The following is an 18882-nucleotide window of genomic DNA, read 5'->3' as shown; positions in this document are numbered from 1 at the left end:
GAAGGTACGCCGCAGAACGTTTATGTGACGCGCCTTCATGCGCAGTATTCCAAGGGCTAAATGCAAAAGGATCTGGTGTTTCGTACAACGAAAAAACCGTTAAAATTTCCAAGGTCGGTACGTGATGAACCATCCGTATGAAGGCGCTTTGACCTGCGCTGAAGGGAAGACCTATGTGCGTGATACGAAGAAGCGTTTGTCAAAAAAGGCGCGCAATTTGTCCAAGATTACCGGATGGAGCGTTGCGTCCATCAACAAGAACATTCGTAAGTCCGTTCCGCGCCAATATCGCTAAGCTGGTTGTTTCGCATATGATGCTTTAGAGCGCTGGTAAGATTTATTACTGGAGGCTTGGGGTATGTTCACAGTAACGTTCATCTCAAAGAAAGGCGGGTTAGAGCCCGCATTGGTGACGTCTGTACAAAGCGCATGGGGCGGCGGTGACGCGGTGTGGCTTGCGCTGGACGAAGCGGCTGAATTTGAAGTGGCGCGCATCCCAGATAATCGCTGGGAGGTTTGGTCAGATCTTCAGGATTTGGGCGTTGATTTGGTTGTTCAGCCTTCAGAGGGACGTCGCAAGAAGATGTTGCTGGCCGACATGGACAGCACGATGATCCAACAAGAGTGCATTGATGAATTGGCTGATGAAGCGGGTGTCGGCGAACGTGTGGCAGCGATCACCGCGGCAGCGATGAATGGAGAGTTGGATTTCGATGGTGCTTTGCGTGAACGGGTCGAACTTTTGAAAGGACTACCTGAGAGCGTCATAGGCGATGTGTTGGATAAGCGCATCACGTTGATGCCCGGCGGGCCTGTTTTGCTGGCGACAATGAAGGCGCATGGGGCCTATGCGGCGCTAGTGTCTGGAGGGTTCACTGCGTTTACTGCTGCGATTGCAGAGACGTTGGGTTTCGATGAGAACCGTGCCAATACGTTGATTGCTGACGGTGGTGAACTGACGGGTGAGGTGGGTTTGCCGATCCTCGGGAAGCAAGCAAAAGTGGATGCCTTAGAAGAGATTACCGCGCGTCTGGGGATTTCTGAAACAGATGTTTTGGCGGTTGGTGATGGTGCGAACGATCTTGGAATGTTAACGCGCGCTGGGACTGGCGTTGCGCTACACGCAAAGCCGTTGGTTGCGGCTGAGTGTGATGTGCGGATCTATCATGGTGATTTGACCGCGCTTCTTTTCATTCAAGGCTATGCGTGGGATGTTTTTTCCAATTGCTAACGCAATCGAACCGACTGGGGGACTGGTCCGCCAGGACCCCTAGATTTTAGAATCAAGATGAAGAGGGGCGTTAAGCCCCGATGATGCCTTGGTTTGTGCCGATCTGGCCACGGTGCAGCAGCAGATGATCTAGGATCACGCAGGCCATCATAGCTTCCCCAACTGGAACCGCGCGAATACCGACGCAGGGGTCGTGGCGGCCCTTGGTGATGATTTCTGTATCTTCACCTGACATGGTAATTGTTTTGCGCGTCGTCAGGATCGAGCTGGTGGGTTTGACGGCGAAGCGGACGACGATGTCTTGGCCTGTGGAGATGCCGCCAAGAATGCCGCCAGCGTGGTTGGAGCTGTATTCGGGGCCATCTGGACCCATCGTGATTTCATCTGCGTTGAGTTCGCCCGTGAGCATGGCCGCGGACATGCCTTCGCCAATTTCGACGCCTTTGACGGCGTTTATGCTCATCATGGCGCTTGCGAGGTCTGTGTCGAGTTTGCCATAGACTGGCGCGCCTAAGCCCGTAGGAACGCCGCGCGCGGTGACTTCAATAACTGCGCCAACGGAGCTGCCGGACTTGCGGAGACCATCGAGATAGACGGCCCATGTGTTGGCGGCTTTGGCGTCAGGAGTCCAGAATGGGTTTTGTTCGATTTGGTCCCAATCGAAGTTATCGCGATCGATCTCATGTGCACCCATGCGGGTCATGTAGCCTGTGATTTCGATTTCAGGAGCAAGCTGGGCAAGTACCGCACGGGCCAATCCGCCAGCCGCGACACGTGCGGCAGTTTCGCGCGCAGAGGAGCGACCGCCACCTCGATAGTCGCGGTTTCCGTATTTCTGATAGTAGGTGATATCCGCATGACCGGGGCGAAATTTCTCGATGATATCGCCGTAGTCTTTGGAGCGCTGATCAGTGTTTTCGATCATCAATTGCACGGGTGTTCCGGTTGTCTTGTCCTCAAAAGTGCCAGAGAGGATTTTGACCGCGTCTGCCTCACGACGCTGGGTCGTATATTTGGAGGTGCCCGGTTTGCGCTTGTCGAGCCAGTGCTGGATCGACGCTTCATCAATCGCAACATTAGGCGGACAACCATCCACTGTTGCGCCTAACGCAGGTCCGTGGCTTTCGCCCCATGTGGTGACGCGGAAGATGTGACCGAAGGTGTTTAGGCTCATGAGGGTGGCTCCTTTGCGCCCCTGTTAACGTTGCCGCGCGCGGCTCTCAAGGGATTTCGCTGGACATGTTGGGATGCGCACCCTAATCAAGCACCACCTCGGGGGGCCTTCTGGCTGAGATATGCGACCTGCATGACCCGTTGAACCTGAACCGGTTAGGACCGGCGGAGGGAAGGTCTGGAAACACTATCTCCAACCCTATCCAACCGTCCGCCTACATTTATTGGAGGATGCTATGAAGTATCTTGGATGTATTGCGGGTGTTTTTGCAGCGAGCGTTGCTGCGGCAGAGACGCCTGAATTGGTGGTATACACCTATGACAGTTTTGTGTCCGATTGGGGCCCCGGCCCTGCGGTGGAAAAAGCGTTTGAAGCGGAGTGCGGCTGCGATTTGAAATTCGTGGGCGCGGGCGATGGCGCATCCCTTTTGGCGCGCGTGAAGCTTGAAGGCGCGCGTACAGAGGCGGATATCGTGCTGGGTTTGGATACAAACCTGACAGCGGCCGCAGCGGCGACAGAGCTGTTCGCGGCTCATGGCTTGAGTGCCGAGTATAACCTGCCAATTACTTGGGAGGATGCAAATTTTGTGCCTTTTGATTGGGGCTATTTCGCGTTTGTTCATAAAGATGGCGTCGACGCACCAACCAATTTCAAAGCGTTGGGTGAAAGCGATCTGAAAATCGTCATTCAGGATCCACGTTCCTCGACCCCCGGCTTGGGTCTATTGATGTGGGTGAAAGTAGCCTACGGCGACGAAGCACCTGCAATCTGGGAAAGCTTGTCAGACAATATCGTGACAGTCACCAAAGGCTGGTCAGAAGCCTACGGCCTGTTCCTAGAGGGCGAAGCGGACATGGCGTTGTCCTACACAACATCGCCAGCGTATCACTTGATCGCAGAGGAAGACGCAGGCTTCGCGGCCGCTGCGTTTGAGGAAGGCCACTACATGCAGATCGAGGTTGCTGGTAAATTGGCAAGCTCCGATCAGCAAGATTTGGCAGATCAATTCCTTGCGTTTGTGGTTGGTGAAGGTTTCCAAACAATTATCCCGACGACCAATTGGATGTATCCCGCTGTGACCCCTGTGGGCGGTTTGCCTAAAGGGTTCGAAACGCTTGTGACACCGTCAAAATCCTTGGTGGTACCTGCGGCGGACGCACCTGCGATCCGCGATGAAGCATTGGCCGAATGGCTTACCGCGCTCAGCAAATAAACCCGTGGTTTGGTGTGGGGGCGGCAGCATTGGTTGCCGCCCTTATCCTTGGAACGTTGGGCGTTGTGGCGTTTCATGCGCCGAACGCTGCTCAGCTTGGCCCTAGTGATTGGGCTGCTATTCGATTTACGGTAAGCCAAGCGCTCCTGTCCGCGCTGTTGAGTGTTGTATTTGCGGTTCCCGTTGCGCGCGCGTTGAGCCGTCGCCAATTTAGAGGGCGCGGGATGCTCATTACATTGCTCGGCGCGCCATTTTTGCTTCCTGTTATCGTTGCTGTGATGGGGTTGCTTGCGGTCTTTGGGCGCTCTGGTTGGGTGTCACAGGGGCTAGAGCTTCTTGGCCTCCCACCAGTCCCGATTTATGGGTTTCACGGTGTGGTCATTGCGCATGTGTTCTTTAATCTCCCGCTTGCGACGCGGATCATTTTGCAAGGCTGGTCCGGCATTCCAGCAGAACGCTTTCGCCTTGCCGCACAACTTGGCTTTAGTGCGCGAGACGTTATGTGGCACATGGAATGGCCGATGTTGAAACGCGCGGCACCTGGGGCGTTCGCGATCATCTTTGCGATTTGTTTGTCGAGTTTTGCGGTCGCCCTGACCTTGGGGGGAGGACCGCGCGCGACCACTGTAGAACTGGCGATCTACCAAGCGTTTCGTTTTGACTTTGATCTAGGTAAAGCGGCGCTATTGGCCGCGATGCAGCTTGTTTTGGCAGGCTCCGCAGCGATGCTCGCGTTGTGGATGAGCCAAGGACAAGGTGGGTTTGGCAAGGGCCTTGATCGAGAGTTAGAGCGTTGGAATGAGGGATCGCGCGGCTTGGACTTTATCTCAATCGCCGCCGCTGTTCTATTCCTGTTGGTGCCGATGCTCGCAGTCGGATCAAGGGGATTGACCGCGCTGCCGAGCTTGCCGAGTGTTGTCTGGCTCTCCGCATGGAGCTCGATCCAAGTGGCGCTTTTGTCAGCGGGCCTGGCGCTTTTCCTTAGCCTTTCTATCGCGCTTGCGGTGACGAGGTTCGCGTGGATTGAAAGCGTCGGATTGCTTGCCATCGCGGCATCCCCCTTGGTGATCGGAACTGGCTTGTTCATCGTGATTTTCCCTGTCGCATCGCCACAAGACTGGGCGTTTTTGGTGACCGCCTGCGTCAATGCGGTGATGGCGTTGCCCTTTGCTTTGCGCGTTTTAATCCCCGCGGTGCAGGACGTGTGCGACGATTATGGACGCTTGGCGCTAAGTCTTGGCGTGTCGCGCTGGGGTATGCTGTGGTTGGTTATCCTGCCGCGCATTCGCGCGCCGCTCGGCTTTGCGATTGGCTTGGCTGCGGCCCTGTCTATGGGCGATCTGGGCGTCGTGGCCTTGTTTGCGGGAACAGGCGAAGCGACGTTGCCGTTGCAAATCTATCGCTTGATGGGTGCCTATCGCATGGACGCGGCGGCGGGAGCGGCGCTTTTGTTGGCTATGCTGTCTTTTGGGGTATTTTGGATCTGCGACACATGGGGGCGCCGTGGTGCTTGAGTTGAAAGAATTGGAATTGCGCCAAGGATCGTTTGCGATGAAAGCGTCGTTCGACGTGGACCCTGCAGTGCGAATTGCTGTGATTGGTCCGTCTGGTGCTGGGAAATCGACGCTGTTGATGGCGCTTGCAGGGTTCTTGCAACCTTCCGCTGGACGTCTTGAGTGGGATGGGTTCGAAATCACAAAACAAGCGCCGAGCGCACGACCCTTTTCAGTGCTATTTCAGGATAACAATTTGTTCCCACACATGAGCGTTGTGCAGAATGTCGGGCTTGGGCTTCGTCCATCCTTGCGGTTGTCCTCAGGGGAAACGAATCAAGTGAGTGAGGCTCTGGTCTCTGTCGGACTTGGTGATATGGGTGCCCGCAAGCCTGCGGAGCTGTCGGGCGGTCAACAAAGCCGTGTCGCGCTTGCAAGGGTTCTTGTGCAGCGCAAACCGATGATTCTGCTGGATGAACCTTTTGCAGCACTTGGGCCAGCTTTGAAAGCGGACATGTTGGACCTTGTTGCGGAACTATGTACGCAAACAGGGGCCGGTATGATGATGGTGAGCCATGATCCAAGTGATGCGAAACGTATCTGCGAGACCGCTATTCTGGTGGCAGGGGGTCGCGCAAATGCGCCTGTCGCGACGGATGAGCTATTACGAAATCCACCCGAGGTTTTGCGCGCGTATCTCGGCGCATAAAAGAGCCCCCGCAAGATTTCTCCTACGGGGGGTTCTTAAGTCTAAGCTTGGCGAGAGCGCTTAGCTTTCTCTGCGGCCTTTGCCTTTGATTGGCGCCCAAATCTTCTTGTTCGTGAGGTAGAGCAGAACAGAGAGGATCGTCAGGAAAAACACAGAGACGAAACCAGCTTGCTTGCGTGCCATCATCTGAGGTTCTGCCGTCCACATCAGGAACGCCGATACATCTTCTGAAATGTGCTCCAGATCGTTTGCGTGACCGTCGTTGAAGTCAACGTCCTCACCGTAAAGCGGCGGTGCCATGGATATCCAACCTCCCGGGAAGGCAGTGTTTTCGTAAAGTGTGACGCCTGCTTCTTCCTTTTCCTCGCCTGTGTAGCCAGTGAGCAAAGATGCGATGTAGTCAGGACCACCCATACCAAAGAGGAACTGGTTGATACCCAATCCGTAGGGGCCGTGGAAGCCAGCGCGTGCCTTTGCCATCATGGAGAGGTCAGGTGCGCCTGCACCGTTGTTCTCTGGGAAGTGATCCACCGGAGTTGCAGGACGCGTATCTTCCAAAGCTTCGTCATAGACTTCGAAGTTTTCAGCCGCATATGCGCGCACCTGATCTTCTGGAAGGTGGGGGCCACCTTCGTCAGAGAGCGTGCGCAGTGGGACATACTTCAATCCGTGGCAGGCAGAACAAACCTCCGTGTAGACCTGAAGGCCACGCTGAAGTTGGTTTTGATCGAACTTGCCAAAAGGGCCATCGAAAGAGAAATCGATGTTTTCAATATGCTGGTCGCCGCCACCCGCCGCAAACGCGCCGGATGAGAGAGCCAATGCAGCGATTGCTGCGATGCTGAGTTTCTTAAACATTGTCCTCAGTCCTTTCTTATTCAGCCGGTGTCGAGTCGGGCTTGCCATAGTGCGCGGCAAAGTCTTCTTCGATGGTGGCAGGCTGTGGCAATGGTTTTTCGATCACACCCAAGAGCGGCAGGATCACGAGGAAATAGCCGAACCAATAGGCAGATGCGATAAGCGAGAAGGTCGCATAAGGCTCTTCTGCGGGCATTGCGCCGAGCCACGTCAGAACGATGAAGTCGACGACCAAAATCCAGAACCACCATTTAAACATTGGACGATATCGACCCGAACGCACAGAAGATGTATCAAGCCATGGCGCGAGAGCCATCACAATGATGGCACCAAACATTGCCAGAACACCAAAGAATTTCGCATCAATGATGCCGCCTGTGATGAACTCAAAGAAGATCACGATCCAAACCTCGGATGTGAACGCACGCAAGATCGCGTAGAACGGCAAAAAGTACCATTCAGGAACGATGTGCGCAGGTGTCGCCAGCGCGTTTGCTTCGATGTAGTTGTCTGGGTGACCCAGGTAGTTTGGCATAAAGCCAACAACCGCGAAGAACACAGCCAAGATAACCGCCAGCGCGAACAGGTCTTTGATCACGAAGTAGGGCCAGAATGGCAGCGTGTCTTTCTCCGCATCCGCTTTGGATGTGCGGCGCACTTCAACACCTGTCGGGTTGTTGTTGCCTGTGGTGTGGAATGCCCAAATGTGAACTATTACAAGACCAGCAATCACAAATGGCAGCAGATAGTGCAGCGAGAAAAACCGGTTTAACGTCGCGTTATCAACAGCAGGTCCACCCAGAAGAAGTGTCTGGATCGGCTCACCGATGAATGGGATCGCACCGAAGAGGCCTGTAATAACTGTCGCACCCCAGAAGGACATCTGACCCCATGGAAGAACGTAGCCCATGAAACCAGCACCCATCATCAAAACGAAGATGAGCATGCCGATGATCCATGTGATCTCACGCGGGGTTTTGTATGAACCGTAGTACAGGCCACGGAAAATGTGGGCATAAACTGCGATAAAGAACAGCGATGCTCCATTCATGTGCAAATAGCGAAGCATGTGACCACCATTCACGTTGCGCATGATATGCTCAACAGAGGCGAACGCCAAATCGACGTGAGGCGTGTAATGCATCGCAAGGATGATACCAGTGACAATCTGCAATGCCAGGCAGAACGTCAGAATGATGCCCCAGATCCACATCCAGTTCAGGTTCTTGGGCGTGGGAAGCATAATTGTGTCATAGAGCAGACCAACGATCGGAAGGCGCGAGTGCACCCACTTTTCGCCACCTGTCTTTGGCTCGTAATGGTCGTGAGGAATTCCAGCCATCTGTGTGCTCTCCCTTAACCGAGTTTAAGTGTTGAATCGTCGACGAAAGCCACTGGCGGAACCGGAAGGTTCGTAGGTGCAGGGCCTTTGCGAATACGACCGGATGTATCGTAGTGCGAACCGTGGCATGGGCAGAACCAACCGTGATAGTCACCTGCGCCATCACCAAGTGGAACACACCCAAGATGCGTGCACACGCCCATCATTACCAGCCATTCGCCAGTCTCATCCAAGGCGCGGTTTTCGTCGGATGCGTCCGCGTCACCAAGATTGGTGTTGCGCGCATCGTCGTCGATCAAATCGGAAAGTTCGACAGCGCGGGCCTCCGTAATCTCTTCTTCGGTGCGGCGGCGGATGAACACAGGCTTACCGAGCCATTTCACCGTCAACTGCGTCCCAGGTTCGATACCGGAGATATCAACCTGAATAGAGGACAAGGCCCGCACATCAGCTGATGGATTCATCTGGTTGACGAGGGGCCAAATAGCTGCACCCGCCGTCACCGCGCCAGCGCCTGCTGTCGCGAAATAGAGGAAATCCCTCCGCGTGCCTTCGTGGGTGTCATCGTGATCGTCTGCGTGGGACACGAGATTCTCTCCATATCTAGGCCGCCGATCATCTAAGCTAGGCGGCAAATACGCGTCAGGCCACAGGACTCCCTGCGACCGGTTCGTTGGGGTATCTAGCGTCACATTTGCGCCCCGTCCAGCAAGCAAAGCATTGGAATCGATTTAGCGCCGATGTGTCGCGGTTGAGGGGGCGTTCAAACATCTGTATAACGAGAATACGTTGTAAATGCACACCACGCCGCTTTGTGAGGGTTTTTGATGCGCCTGATTCTATCTCTTTTCGCCAGTTTGACACTTTTGCCAATGCTTTCGACCCCCGCGAGCGCGCAAATCGAGCTGAGTTTCTATGGTGGATCACAGTCCTCCCCGCACAGTCGCGTGTCCGGCCAATATCCTGGTACGGGGGCCAACTATAACGGTTTGATTGGTTGGGAAGGCAAAAGCTTCGCCCCGCCACCCTATTATGGTGCGCGCGCCACGTGGTGGCGACGTCCTGATCTTGGCTTTAGCGTTGAATTGACCCACGCGAAAGTCTACGCGCCTGCCGCAGAACGCAATGCGATTGGCTTCACCGATCTGGAATTCACAGACGGTCATAACATCATTACTTTCAACATCACAAAACGCTGGAATGAACGCTTCGGATCTTTCACACCCTACGTGGGCGCAGGTGTTGGCGTCGCGCTGCCGCATGTTGATGTGATTTCCAGCAACGGCCACACCTCTTTTGGGTATCAATTGACAGGCCCTGCCGCGCGCCTCATTGCTGGTATAAAGTATGACCTGTCAGATCGCTGGGCTCTGTTTAGCGAGTATCAATTCACCTACTCGTCAAACACTGCGAAGCTACCATCGGGTGGGACGCTCAACACCAACATCATCACCAATGCGATCAACGTCGGCGTCAGCTTTAGTTTTTAACGCAGATTACAGACAGGACATTTCATGGCGGTTACAGCCTTTATCACAGGTGCCTCTTCAGGCATCGGTACAACACTTGCGCAATATCATGCATCGAAGGATGGCGATGTAATTTTGACGGCGCGCCGTGCTGTGCAGCTGAATGCGCTCAAGGTAGAGATTGAAACTGCGCACGGAGTTAGCGCGCATGTCTTCGCGTGGATATTTTGATCAACAACGCAGGTTTTGGCGGACAAGGTGAGTTTGTTGAGCGCTCTCTTGAGGCGGACCTTAGTATGATCGATCTCAACGTGAAAGCGCTCGTCGCGCTGACGCATCTCGTTGCGAATGATATGGTCGAACAGGGCTGCGGCAAGATTTTGCATGTCGGCTCGACTGCTGGCTTTATGCCGGGTCCTTTGCAAGCGACATATTTTGCGACCAAGGCCTTCGTGAACAGTTTAGTCAAGCGCTGGACAAAGAGCTTTGCGGCAAAGGTGTTAAGTCTACTGTACTCGCGCCTGGATATGGTGAGACCGAGTTTTCCAAGGCGGCTGATCTTGAAGGCACGGGTCTTGTCAAAGGCGGTGGCGCGACGGCAGAAAGCGTCGTGCAGCACGGTTATGATGCGTTGATGGTGGGCAAGCTGGTCACCATCAACGAGTTTGATTTGCGTTTCATGATCAGCTGGCTGATGCCGTTTATGCCGCATCGCATGAAGCGCAAAATGATCCGCAAAATACAGACCAAGGCTTAACCTGCTGGTGGCAGCGTCGCTTGCATTGAGGCGCGCCCACTGAAGGTTTCAAACCACGTTGCCAACCCGTCATTGTCGTTGCGCCAGTTGCGATGGCCATGACGGAAATCTACGTATGCCAGTGCGCAAGCGACAGCCACTTGCCCCATATCCAAAGGTCCTGCCAAATGGCTCATCCAGCGCGTGTTGAGCGCGGCGCAGGCTTGCTCCACCTTGCCGTACTGCGCCTCAACAAAGGCTTCCATCTGCAAGTTCTCAGGGCGCAAACGTCCTTCGTAGGTCATCAACAAGGCGGCATCCATAATGCCATCGCCAGTGGCTTCTAACGTCAGCGTTTCCCACCGCCGCGCACCGCTGGGGTAGAGCTGATTGCCCGCGCGTACATCAAGGAATGCACAGATCACGCGGCTATCATAAAGCGTCGCGCCATCGGGACGCTCTAGCGCGGGAATCTTGCCGATAGGGTTCTTCTGCACCGTTTCAGCATGCGGTGCCAAAGGCGTGCCGGACCCCTCCAAAAGCTCAACATCATCAAGCTGACCTGTTTCATGCAGCAAGACCATAACTTTGCGTACATATGGCGAAGCGGGGCTGTAGCTGAGTTTCATATGAAAAACCTTTCGAAGCGGTTAATTTGTGCTGGGGGGTGTTGCCATCCACGCAGCGAGTGTTTGTGTATCCGCGCCAATATCTTGCTCTGCGACATGAGCAGCAGCGCGTTGACGGACGGCATCGGGTTTGTTCTGACCAAGTTTCCACGTGCTTTGTATATCGTCAATGTGCAGCCGCACAGGAACAATCGTGCACATCATCTTTTCCATGATCTCAGGCGTCATTTTATCGCTGGTCCATGGGGTCTTGGGCAGAAGCTGGTTCTCAAAATGCGCAGATTGGCGACTAAGCAAAACGTGCAGATGTTTTTGCGGCTGAAGCTCTAGCTGGCCGGTGAAATGCACGGAGACATAGTTCCAAGTTGGCACCTGATCCTCGACGCCGTACCAATCGGGCGAGATATAACTATCAGGCGCAGTCACAGCGAGGCGCACGGCTCGTGCGCCTTTGCTAATCGTGCGAGCAATCGGATTGGAGCGCACCAGATGCAAATCTGCATGGCTCGTGTCGTCGCTCAGAAGGAACGGTATATGCGCAAAAAGCGGGGCAGGGTCCGCGTTCATCGCAAGCGTGCCAAAGCTGCGGGTGCGGGCGAATTCACGGCTGTGTTGCGCTTGGGCGGATCTGAAAACAGGATTTGGACGCATGTGCGCAAGAAAGATCTTCGTCGCGTCTTTTACAATTCCTTTTGTGAAAAAAATTGTATCCCTTAAGCGGTCAGTTGTGTGCTCGTTTGACCAACGATGGATGCAGTCACGATCTGACCCTCAATTTGATCCGTCTCAAAGGTGACTTCTGTAAATTGTTCTGTGCGGCCCATAGTTTGGTTTTCCATCAAAATATGATGCGTCTTGCCAATTTGCTTGCTTAGATGTGAACGCACTTTTGCATCGCCCGCATTACGAAGCTGCGCGGCGCGCGCTTTGATCACCTTACCGTTCACCGCAGGCATCTTCGCTGCAGGCGTGCCATTGCGGGATGAATAGGGAAAAACGTGGAGCCACGTGAGATCGCAATCTTCAACCAGTTTAAGCGAATTTTCAAACATTGCATCGGTCTCTGTTGGAAAGCCCGCAATAATATCTGCGCCATAGGTCATATCAGGGCGCAAACGTTTGGCTTCCTCGCAAAACGCAATTGCATCATCTCGCAGGTGACGCCGCTTCATGCGTTTGAGGATCATGTCATCACCCGCCTGCAGGCTTAGGTGTAGATGCGGCATCAAACGCGGCTCTGTTGCGATAGCCTGCATGAGGTTGTCATCTACCTCGATAGAATCAATTGAGCTAATCCTGAGGCGTGGCAAATCCGGCACGAGCTTGAGGATCCGCATGACTAGATCACCCAGCTTTGGTTCTGCTGGCAGATCAGCGCCCCAAGAGGTAAGATCGACACCCGTCAGTACAACCTCATTATAGCCTTTGCCGACAAGCCGCTTGATTTGCTCGACCACAACACCTGCTGGAACGGAACGCGAGTTGCCGCGGCCATAAGGAATAATACAAAACGTGCAACGATGATCGCAGCCGTTCTGCACCTGCACGTAGGCGCGGCTGCGCGTGCCAAAGCCGTCGATCAAATGCCCAGCGGTTTCGGTAACTGACATGATGTCGTCGACTTGGACTGCTTCGGTCTCTCCAATGAAATCAGCGGCAAGCCCTCGCCATGTGTCGGCCTGCATTTTCTCGGTGTTGCCGATGACCGCATCGACTTCGGCCATTGCAGTGAATATCTCAGGCTCTGTCTGCGCAGCGCAGCCTGTCACGATCAAACGTGCCTCCGGGTTTTCGCGACGTAGTTTGCGGATTTCCTGACGCGCCTTGCGCACGGCTTCGGCAGTCACAGCACATGTGTTCACGATCACTGCATTCTGCAATCCAGCGCTCTGCGAGAGCTCTTTCATCGCTTCGGTTTCGTATGCATTGAGGCGACAGCCAAGCGTCGTGAACTTAGGCGCGCTCATCGTATGCCCCGCCAGTGCCCGTCAAACACATGCGCCCATTTGCCAGTCATATGCACACCCGTCGGGAGCAACTTGATACGGATTTCACCAACATCAAGTGTCAGCGTCGCAGGTCCATCAATCAAACCACGTCGCATTGCAGCCACAGCCACAGCACAAGAAGAGGAGCCAGAGGCGAGCGTAATCCCAACGCCCCGCTCCCAAACCCGCATACGGATTTGGTTCGGACCAGTGATTTGCGCAATCTGCACGTTGGTACGTTCAGGAAAAAGAGGATGATGTTCAATCGTGGGTCCAAACGCCTCAAGATTAATGGCGTCCACATCATCTACAAAGAAGGTGCAATGCGGATTGCCCATACTTGTCGCTGTCGGCTTGCCTTCAATTGGTAGCTCTAAAGTGTCCATTTCACGCGCCAAAGGCACCTTGTGCCAGTCGATCATTGGTTGACCCATGTTGACTTCGATATCGCCATGACCTGCATCGACTGCTTCGAGCAAACCACGCTCAGTACGGATACTGAGCACTGCCTTGCCTGTGCCGGCCAATTCCCATCCTGCGATACAACGCGTGGCATTACCACATGCACCCGCGATACTGCCATCCGCGTTCCAAAACACCAACTCAATATCCGCAGTTTCGTGGTTCCGAATCGCAACCAGCTGGTCATATCCAACGCCCATATGACGATCCGCCATCGCAATCACGAGCGCTTGCGTGACCACAGGACCACTCTCGCGCTCGTCAAAGACGACAAAATCGTTGCCCAGCCCATGCATCTTCATGAACGGCAATTTATTACCAGCGTTCTCCACCATAAGGGCGCATATAGATGCGTGTGTGAAATGAATCCAGACATTGTGCGCAATAACACGATTTTCGGGGTTGACCCGATGCCCCGCGCTTTCTAGATACGCGCCAAGTGGGCCGTTAGCTCAGTTGGTAGAGCAACTGACTTTTAATCAGTAGGTCGATGGTTCGAACCCATCACGGCTCACCATTAAATCAAAGGCTTAGAACTTTTAGTTCTGAGCTCTTTGTTTTTCAGCGAGACGCTCAGCGAGATAAAGTGTCGTAGTATTACGTTACTCAGCGCTATGGGCTACTTGTTTTTCGTACTCAATTTATGCCACGCGCGCCTGCGCATCCGCGGCTGTGTGTAGTTGGTGTGAGCCTGCGCTCTCGAATCGGTCTGCCAGATGACCTCGAAGCTCAGGCCGAGGCCTCCGCCGAGTCCTACAATCATCAGCGCTACCACGAGAGAATCAACAACGTCACACCTTCAGACGTCTAATTCGGCGTGACAAAGCCACTCTAAGAGAAAGGAAAAAGATCAAGAAACAGACAATCCAAAAACGCCACTGGCAACATTAAAAACAAGCCGCCTAATCAATTACACAAACGAACCAGAGCCTCCAATGCTCAAGCCGCTATGACGTCCAACTTTATATGACGACGGACATTAGTCTTGCTCCCAATCAGAACATGGTGTTTTCTATGCCTCATCAAGCCCTTGCAACTTTCGATGGATGCAATAGAGGGCTCTTTTCTGGGAGGAAACAATGAAACGTATAACACTGATGAAAACCAGCTTGGCCGCAGGCGTGCTGGCATTCGGCCTTGGTGCGACAGCCGCATTCGCGGAAACCGTCACATTGCGCATGTCCACATGGTTGCCACCAAAGCACCACCACACAGCAACAACCCTGCCAGCATGGATCGCAGCTGTGGAAGAAGCATCCGGCGGCACGCTTAAGATCAAGATCGACCCAGCACCCATCGCAAAGCCGCCAGGCCAGTACGACATCGTACGCGATGGCGCAGCGGATATGTCCTATCACGTTGTGGCCTACACGCCTGGCCCATTTGAGATCTTGCGCGGCGCAGAGCTGCCGTTCTTGTCCCCAAGCGCGGAAGTCGGATCTCAGGCGGCTTATGACTGGTACGACCGTAACATCGGTTTCGACAAAGAATTCAAAGATGTCAAAATCATCACGATCTTCGTGCATGGTCCGGGCGCGATCCACTCCAAAAAGCCAATTAACTCTCTTGAAGACCTTGCAGGCGTAAAGCTACGCGTTGGTGGCGGCGGTGTGCGTATGGGTGAAGCGCTTGGTGCGACGCCAGTGGCTTTACCCGCGACGCAAGCCTATGAAGCAATCCAAAAGGGTGTTGCCGACGGTGCTATGTTCCCTTTCGAATCCATCGGCGGTTTCCGTTTGGGTGAGCTGGTGAACTATCACCTCGAAATCCCAGGTGGTCTTTATACGACTCCCTTCGCGGTCATGATGAACCCTGCGAAATTCGACGCACTCTCTGATGAGCATAAGAAAGTGCTGACAGATCTTGGTGGTGTTGCGGGCGCGAAAATCTTTGGTAAAGGCTGGGATGATGCGGACGCGGTTGGCCGTAAGCTTGCAGAAGAGCAAGACGGCGTTTTTTCCAAGCTTGAGGGTGAAGAGCTTCAACGTTGGGACGAAAAGATCGCCTTCATGAACGATGCGTGGATCGAGAAAGCAAACGCAGCCGGCCTTGACGGTGCCGCGCTTCTTGAAGACCTCAAAGCGACAGTTGCAAAATACGCCAACTAATCGCTCACGATACAAGTGGTGCCGGATGTGATCTGGCACCGCTCTTTTTTGTTTTAGGGGCGTCTCGCGTGGAAAACCTTTTAAAAACGCTCTCCAAAGTGCTGGCGAGCTTCGCTTGCATCGTGCTTTTGGCTGTGATGCTGATCACCTTCGTCGATGTTGTAGGGCGCTATTTCTTTAATTCTCCCATCACCTTTGCGGTTGAGATGATCCAGCTTGGCATGGGGCTTTTGGTGCTCTTTGGTCTTGCGATCACGACACTAGATCGCGGACACATCGCCGTTGACGTCCTCGACACCGTCGTTCCCAAATCCGTGCAACGCATTTTCGCAATGCTCGCCGCCCTGAGCGCTGTGGTGTTCATCACGCTCATCGCGTGGCGGCTTTGGGATCGCGGTATCAAGTTTTATGAAGATGGCCTTGCCACCGACGTTCTTTTCCTACCTGTTTGGCCTGTCGTGATACTGATGGCAGTCGCCGCTAGCGTGGCCGCCTTCATCGCCCTCGTGCAGTTCTTTATCCCCTCTATTCAAGGCGACACACACCCGCTCGCTCCAGATTTGGAAGACTGATGGACCCGATTACAATTGGAACGCTGACGTTCGTCATTCTCTTTTTCATGCTTATTCTCACCGTCCCTATAGGCTTTGCCATGGGAATTTGCGGCCTTGCGGGCATGTCGATGATTATCGGCTTTGGCCCCTCTCTCTCGCTCTTTGGCACAACGGTTTATGAAACTACTGTGACCTACGATCTTTCCATCGTGCCGCTTTTTGTCCTGATGGGCGCCGTTGCTGCCCGGTCTGGGTTGAGCCAGGAGCTTTATGGTGCTTTTAACGCGTGGTTCGGGGCGTTCAGGGGCGGATTGGCGCTTGCAACTGTCGGCGCATGTGGTGCGTTCGCTGCAATCTGCGGATCATCGGTTGCCACAGCAGCGACCATGTCAAAAGTCGCTCTGCCCGAGATGAAGAGATACAACTACGATGAAAGCCTCGCCACTGGGTCGGTTGCAGCAGGGGGGATCATCGGCATTCTCATTCCGCCGTCTGTCGTGCTGGTGTTGTACGGTGTTCTGACGGAAACCTCGATCGGGGACCTGTTCATCGCAGGCTTCCTGCCGGGGGTGCTGACCATCGTGGGCTTCATGCTTGTCGTTGTGGTGATGACGCGGATTTATCCCACAATCGGCCCCGCAGGTGAACAGGCAACCCTCGCTGAAAAGTTTGCTGCATTGGGCCGGACATGGGCCATCATACTGCTTTTTGCCCTGGTGATCGGCGGCATCTATTTTGGTGTTTTCACCCCGACCGAGGCTGCGGGCATCGGCGCGGTTGGCGCGTTCGTTATATCAGCCTTGCGGGGTCGTTTGACATTCATCAACATCCGCGAGGCGCTGATGGAAACCGTCACCACGACGGCGATGATTTTCACCATTCTGATCGGGGCACTCACCCTTAACAACCTCATGGTTTTTTCCGGTATTGCGGGCGCTTTGTCGGGATTTGTCTCGGGTCTTGATATGCACCCAATGGCTGTGATGGCTGTCATCTTGCTGATCTACTTGGTTATGGGCTGTTTTCTCGATGCGCTGGCGATGATTCTGCTGACGGTGCCGATCTTCTTTCCAATCATCACAAACCTTGGTTTTGATCCCATCTGGTTCGGCATTATTGTGGTAATGGTGGTAGAATTGGGCCTGATTACCCCACCAATCGGCATGAACGTTTTTGTCATCAAAGGCATGGCTCCGGATGTCAGGCTGTCTTCGATCTACAAAGGGGTTATCCCGTTTGTGATCGCGCAATTGGTTCTGATTGTGCTGGTTTTTTTCATCCCTGATATTGCGCTATGGCTGCCAGAGACAGCGCGCGCGTTCCGCTAACTGCGCGCTGCGCTTTGGGAGAAAGGGCCAAACAAATGACTGTTCTTATTGCGGGTGGTGGAATTGCAGGTCTGACTTTGGGGCTGACGCTGCATCAGATTAGCATCCCGTTCCATATCTTTGAGACCACACGCGCGCCAAAACCACTTGGGGTCGGGATAAACTTGCAACCCCCCGCAGTGCGTGAACTCTTTGCGCTTGGGCTTGAAGATATGCTGGATGAGGTCGGAATTCAGACGCGGGACTATGGGTTCTACACACGAACCGGACAGGAGATCTGGACCGAGCCGCGCGGCTGCCATGCGGGATACAATTGGCCGCAATATTCGGTACATCGGGGCCGGTTGCAAATGGCGCTTCTGGATGCACTGCTAACGCGATGTGGCGACAGCTGCATCACCTTTGGTGCCAGAGTGCGCAGGTATGAAACCAATTGCGATCGTGTGACGGTTCACTATGAAGTGCAAGGTAGTGCCAAGACCGCCTCAGCAGACATGCTCATCGGCGCGGATGGCATTCATTCTGGCGTCCGTGCGCAGATGTATCCAACCGAAGGGCCCCCAGTTTGGGGCGGTGCGATCATGTGGCGCGGCACATCCCTTGCCAAACCATTTTTGACTGGCCAGTCGATGATCCTTGCTGGGAACAACACGCAACGCTTCGTCAGTTACCCGATTTCTGAGCCAGATGGGGCAACGGACCTTTCTCAGATAAACTGGATTGCAGAAAAGACGGTCGACCCCGCAACACATTTCGAGAAAGAGGATTGGAACCGCCGCGTTGACGTAAATCAGTTTGCCAGTGATTTCTCGGATTGGGATTTCGGCTGGATCGACGTCCCGAGCCTGATCGCTGCTGCAACAGAGGTGTTCGAGTATCCGATGGTAGACCGCGAACCTGTCCCACGTTGGACAGATGGCCCTGTCGTTTTGATTGGTGATGCGGCTCACGCGACATATCCGGTCGGATCAAGTGGTGCGACACAAGCCATTCTAGACACCCGTATTCTGGCGGCTGAACTACGCGGCCATGGCCTCGGGAGTGCTGCGGCAAGCGCTTTCGAAGCGCGCGTTCTCCCCATGGCCAATAGGGTCACGTTGGGCAACCGCTGCAATGGGGGGCCTGACGCAATCATGCAAATCGCAGAGGACCGCTGCAAAGGCGACTTTACCGTTCTTGATCGTGCCTTGCCCTACGACGAAAGAGCGGCTCATTCTGCTTCGTTCAAAAAGCTAGCTGGGTTGAGCTTAGAGGCGACAAACAACGCACCCGCTCTTTTGTAAGTCTCGAGATTGCGAATTATGTAGTTGGACAGGAAATCGGAGTTATCGAAGTGGAACTGATCGATGGCCACCGCGCCATTCAACCTGCCGAGGGTATCCATGTTTGGGACGTTGATCCCTATTCTGATGCCAATCTTACAAACCCTAAAGGTCTCGTAGCGTTTGAGGATGACAAAACGCTCCCCATTTCGCTACTTTAAAACCAGCCCTGAGATCATTCGCCTGGCTGTTATGCTCTACGTCCGATTTTCGCTCTCGCTACGAAACGTTGAGGACCTGCTGCACGAACGCGGCATCGAGATCAG

18 protein-coding genes, 1 tRNA gene, 2 pseudogenes and 1 riboswitch are annotated in these 18882 nt (G+C 54.1%); of the genes and pseudogenes, 13 read left to right on the top strand and 8 right to left on the bottom strand.

Annotated elements, in window-relative coordinates; translation table 11 throughout:
- Positions 1-124 precede the first annotated feature (124 nt).
- Positions 125-295 (top strand): hypothetical protein, encoded by a 171-nt coding sequence (locus tag QZ280_RS14355; RefSeq protein WP_293445419.1) that lies wholly within the window; start codon positions 125-127, stop codon positions 293-295.
- A 63-nt stretch (positions 296-358) separates the two neighbouring features.
- A complete protein-coding gene (gene serB, locus QZ280_RS14350) occupies positions 359-1231 on the top strand; it encodes a phosphoserine phosphatase SerB (protein WP_293445418.1) in 873 nt (290 codons plus the stop codon).
- Positions 1232-1301: 70 nt separating this feature from the next.
- Here serB and aroC read toward each other — a convergent pair whose 3' ends face one another.
- Complete coding sequence (gene aroC / locus QZ280_RS14345) at positions 1302-2405, bottom strand: chorismate synthase (RefSeq protein WP_293445416.1); 1104 nt, start codon at positions 2403-2405, stop codon at positions 1302-1304.
- 89 nt (positions 2406-2494) lie between these two features.
- Positions 2495-2595, top strand: a riboswitch (TPP riboswitch).
- Between the two features lie 45 nt (positions 2596-2640).
- Here aroC and thiB point away from each other — a divergent pair.
- The 3 genes from thiB to QZ280_RS14330 are packed head-to-tail and all read left to right on the top strand — an operon-like array spanning position 2641 to position 5820.
- Entirely contained in the window at positions 2641-3618 is a 978-nt protein-coding gene (gene thiB / locus QZ280_RS14340; protein ID WP_293445414.1) for a thiamine ABC transporter substrate binding subunit, read from the top strand.
- Positions 3594-5132 (top strand): thiamine/thiamine pyrophosphate ABC transporter permease ThiP, encoded by a 1539-nt coding sequence (locus QZ280_RS14335; RefSeq protein WP_293445412.1) that lies wholly within the window; start codon positions 3594-3596, stop codon positions 5130-5132. The genes thiB and QZ280_RS14335 overlap by 25 nt, the downstream gene beginning before the upstream one ends.
- Positions 5125-5820, top strand: coding sequence for an ATP-binding cassette domain-containing protein (locus QZ280_RS14330; RefSeq protein WP_293445410.1), 696 nt, complete (start codon positions 5125-5127; stop codon positions 5818-5820). Before QZ280_RS14335 ends, QZ280_RS14330 begins: the two co-directional genes overlap by 8 nt.
- 60 nt (positions 5821-5880) lie before the next feature.
- Here QZ280_RS14330 and QZ280_RS14325 read toward each other — a convergent pair whose 3' ends face one another.
- From QZ280_RS14325 to petA, 3 genes are read right to left on the bottom strand one after another with little or no spacing between them, the layout of a single operon-like run.
- Positions 5881-6678: a cytochrome c1 gene (locus QZ280_RS14325; protein ID WP_293445408.1), complete on the bottom strand. Its 798-nt coding sequence runs from the start codon at positions 6676-6678 to the stop codon at positions 5881-5883.
- A gap of 16 nt (positions 6679-6694) precedes the next feature.
- Positions 6695-8020: a cytochrome b gene (petB, locus tag QZ280_RS14320; RefSeq protein ID WP_293445406.1), complete on the bottom strand. Its 1326-nt coding sequence runs from the start codon at positions 8018-8020 to the stop codon at positions 6695-6697.
- A 14-nt stretch (positions 8021-8034) separates the two neighbouring features.
- On the bottom strand, positions 8035-8607 hold the full coding sequence (gene petA, locus QZ280_RS14315) for a ubiquinol-cytochrome c reductase iron-sulfur subunit (RefSeq protein ID WP_009827437.1): 573 nt from the start codon (positions 8605-8607) through the stop codon (positions 8035-8037).
- 240 nt (positions 8608-8847) lie between these two features.
- On the opposite strand from petA, the gene QZ280_RS14310 reads away from it, so the two are divergent.
- Complete coding sequence (locus tag QZ280_RS14310; protein ID WP_293445403.1) at positions 8848-9510, top strand: acyloxyacyl hydrolase; 663 nt, start codon at positions 8848-8850, stop codon at positions 9508-9510.
- 24 nt (positions 9511-9534) lie between these two features.
- Positions 9535-10124, top strand: a pseudogene (locus QZ280_RS14305) (SDR family NAD(P)-dependent oxidoreductase).
- 118 nt (positions 10125-10242) lie between these two features.
- Here QZ280_RS14305 and QZ280_RS14300 read toward each other — a convergent pair.
- The 4 genes from QZ280_RS14300 to dapF form a co-directional block, all read right to left on the bottom strand.
- Positions 10243-10854: a glutathione S-transferase gene (locus QZ280_RS14300; protein WP_293445401.1), complete on the bottom strand. Its 612-nt coding sequence runs from the start codon at positions 10852-10854 to the stop codon at positions 10243-10245.
- Positions 10855-10875: 21 nt separating this feature from the next.
- A complete protein-coding gene (locus QZ280_RS14295; protein WP_293445399.1) occupies positions 10876-11505 on the bottom strand; it encodes an FMN-binding negative transcriptional regulator in 630 nt (209 codons plus the stop codon).
- Between the two features lie 62 nt (positions 11506-11567).
- Positions 11568-12821, bottom strand: a complete 1254-nt coding sequence (gene mtaB / locus QZ280_RS14290) for a tRNA (N(6)-L-threonylcarbamoyladenosine(37)-C(2))-methylthiotransferase MtaB (protein ID WP_293445397.1) — start codon at positions 12819-12821, stop codon at positions 11568-11570.
- A complete protein-coding gene (dapF, locus tag QZ280_RS14285; protein ID WP_293445395.1) occupies positions 12818-13639 on the bottom strand; it encodes a diaminopimelate epimerase in 822 nt (273 codons plus the stop codon). The genes mtaB and dapF overlap by 4 nt, the downstream gene beginning before the upstream one ends.
- Positions 13640-13745: 106 nt before the next feature.
- Between dapF and QZ280_RS14280 the strand changes: the two genes are divergently transcribed.
- The 6 genes and pseudogenes from QZ280_RS14280 to QZ280_RS14255 all read left to right on the top strand — a co-directional run.
- Positions 13746-13821, top strand: a tRNA-Lys gene (locus QZ280_RS14280).
- Positions 13822-14383: 562 nt separating this feature from the next.
- Entirely contained in the window at positions 14384-15412 is a 1029-nt protein-coding gene (locus QZ280_RS14275; protein WP_293445393.1) for a TRAP transporter substrate-binding protein, read from the top strand.
- 68 nt (positions 15413-15480) lie between these two features.
- Positions 15481-15984 (top strand): TRAP transporter small permease, encoded by a 504-nt coding sequence (locus QZ280_RS14270; RefSeq protein WP_293445391.1) that lies wholly within the window; start codon positions 15481-15483, stop codon positions 15982-15984.
- Positions 15984-17294 (top strand): TRAP transporter large permease, encoded by a 1311-nt coding sequence (locus QZ280_RS14265; RefSeq protein ID WP_293445389.1) that lies wholly within the window; start codon positions 15984-15986, stop codon positions 17292-17294. Before QZ280_RS14270 ends, QZ280_RS14265 begins: the two co-directional genes overlap by 1 nt.
- A gap of 35 nt (positions 17295-17329) precedes the next feature.
- Positions 17330-18577 (top strand): flavin-dependent oxidoreductase, encoded by a 1248-nt coding sequence (locus QZ280_RS14260; RefSeq protein WP_293445387.1) that lies wholly within the window; start codon positions 17330-17332, stop codon positions 18575-18577.
- A 168-nt stretch (positions 18578-18745) separates the two neighbouring features.
- Positions 18746-18882, top strand: a pseudogene (locus tag QZ280_RS14255) (IS6 family transposase); the annotation flags it as partial.

The sequence above is a fragment of the Planktotalea sp. genome, assembly GCF_018607995.1.
Classification (GTDB): domain Bacteria; phylum Pseudomonadota; class Alphaproteobacteria; order Rhodobacterales; family Rhodobacteraceae; genus Planktotalea.
Note: the sequence above shows the minus strand (reverse complement) of the source record. Positions and strands in the feature narration are given on the sequence as shown.

Coding starts and splice junctions, on each gene's coding strand:
- QZ280_RS14335 (WP_293445412.1), top strand. CDS start 3,594: ATGGCTTACCGCGCTCAGCAAATAAACCCGTGGTTTGGTGTGGGGGCG.
- QZ280_RS14295 (WP_293445399.1), bottom strand. CDS start 11,505: ATGCGTCCAAATCCTGTTTTCAGATCCGCCCAAGCGCAACACAGCCGT.
- dapF (WP_293445395.1), bottom strand. CDS start 13,639: ATGGTGGAGAACGCTGGTAATAAATTGCCGTTCATGAAGATGCATGGG.
- QZ280_RS14275 (WP_293445393.1), top strand. CDS start 14,384: ATGAAACGTATAACACTGATGAAAACCAGCTTGGCCGCAGGCGTGCTG.
- aroC (WP_293445416.1), bottom strand. CDS start 2,405: ATGAGCCTAAACACCTTCGGTCACATCTTCCGCGTCACCACATGGGGC.
- mtaB (WP_293445397.1), bottom strand. CDS start 12,821: ATGAGCGCGCCTAAGTTCACGACGCTTGGCTGTCGCCTCAATGCATAC.
- thiB (WP_293445414.1), top strand. CDS start 2,641: ATGAAGTATCTTGGATGTATTGCGGGTGTTTTTGCAGCGAGCGTTGCT.
- QZ280_RS14265 (WP_293445389.1), top strand. CDS start 15,984: ATGGACCCGATTACAATTGGAACGCTGACGTTCGTCATTCTCTTTTTC.
- QZ280_RS14355 (WP_293445419.1), top strand. CDS start 125: ATGAACCATCCGTATGAAGGCGCTTTGACCTGCGCTGAAGGGAAGACC.
- serB (WP_293445418.1), top strand. CDS start 359: ATGTTCACAGTAACGTTCATCTCAAAGAAAGGCGGGTTAGAGCCCGCA.
- QZ280_RS14310 (WP_293445403.1), top strand. CDS start 8,848: ATGCGCCTGATTCTATCTCTTTTCGCCAGTTTGACACTTTTGCCAATG.
- QZ280_RS14300 (WP_293445401.1), bottom strand. CDS start 10,854: ATGAAACTCAGCTACAGCCCCGCTTCGCCATATGTACGCAAAGTTATG.
- QZ280_RS14260 (WP_293445387.1), top strand. CDS start 17,330: ATGACTGTTCTTATTGCGGGTGGTGGAATTGCAGGTCTGACTTTGGGG.
- QZ280_RS14325 (WP_293445408.1), bottom strand. CDS start 6,678: ATGTTTAAGAAACTCAGCATCGCAGCAATCGCTGCATTGGCTCTCTCA.
- petB (WP_293445406.1), bottom strand. CDS start 8,020: ATGGCTGGAATTCCTCACGACCATTACGAGCCAAAGACAGGTGGCGAA.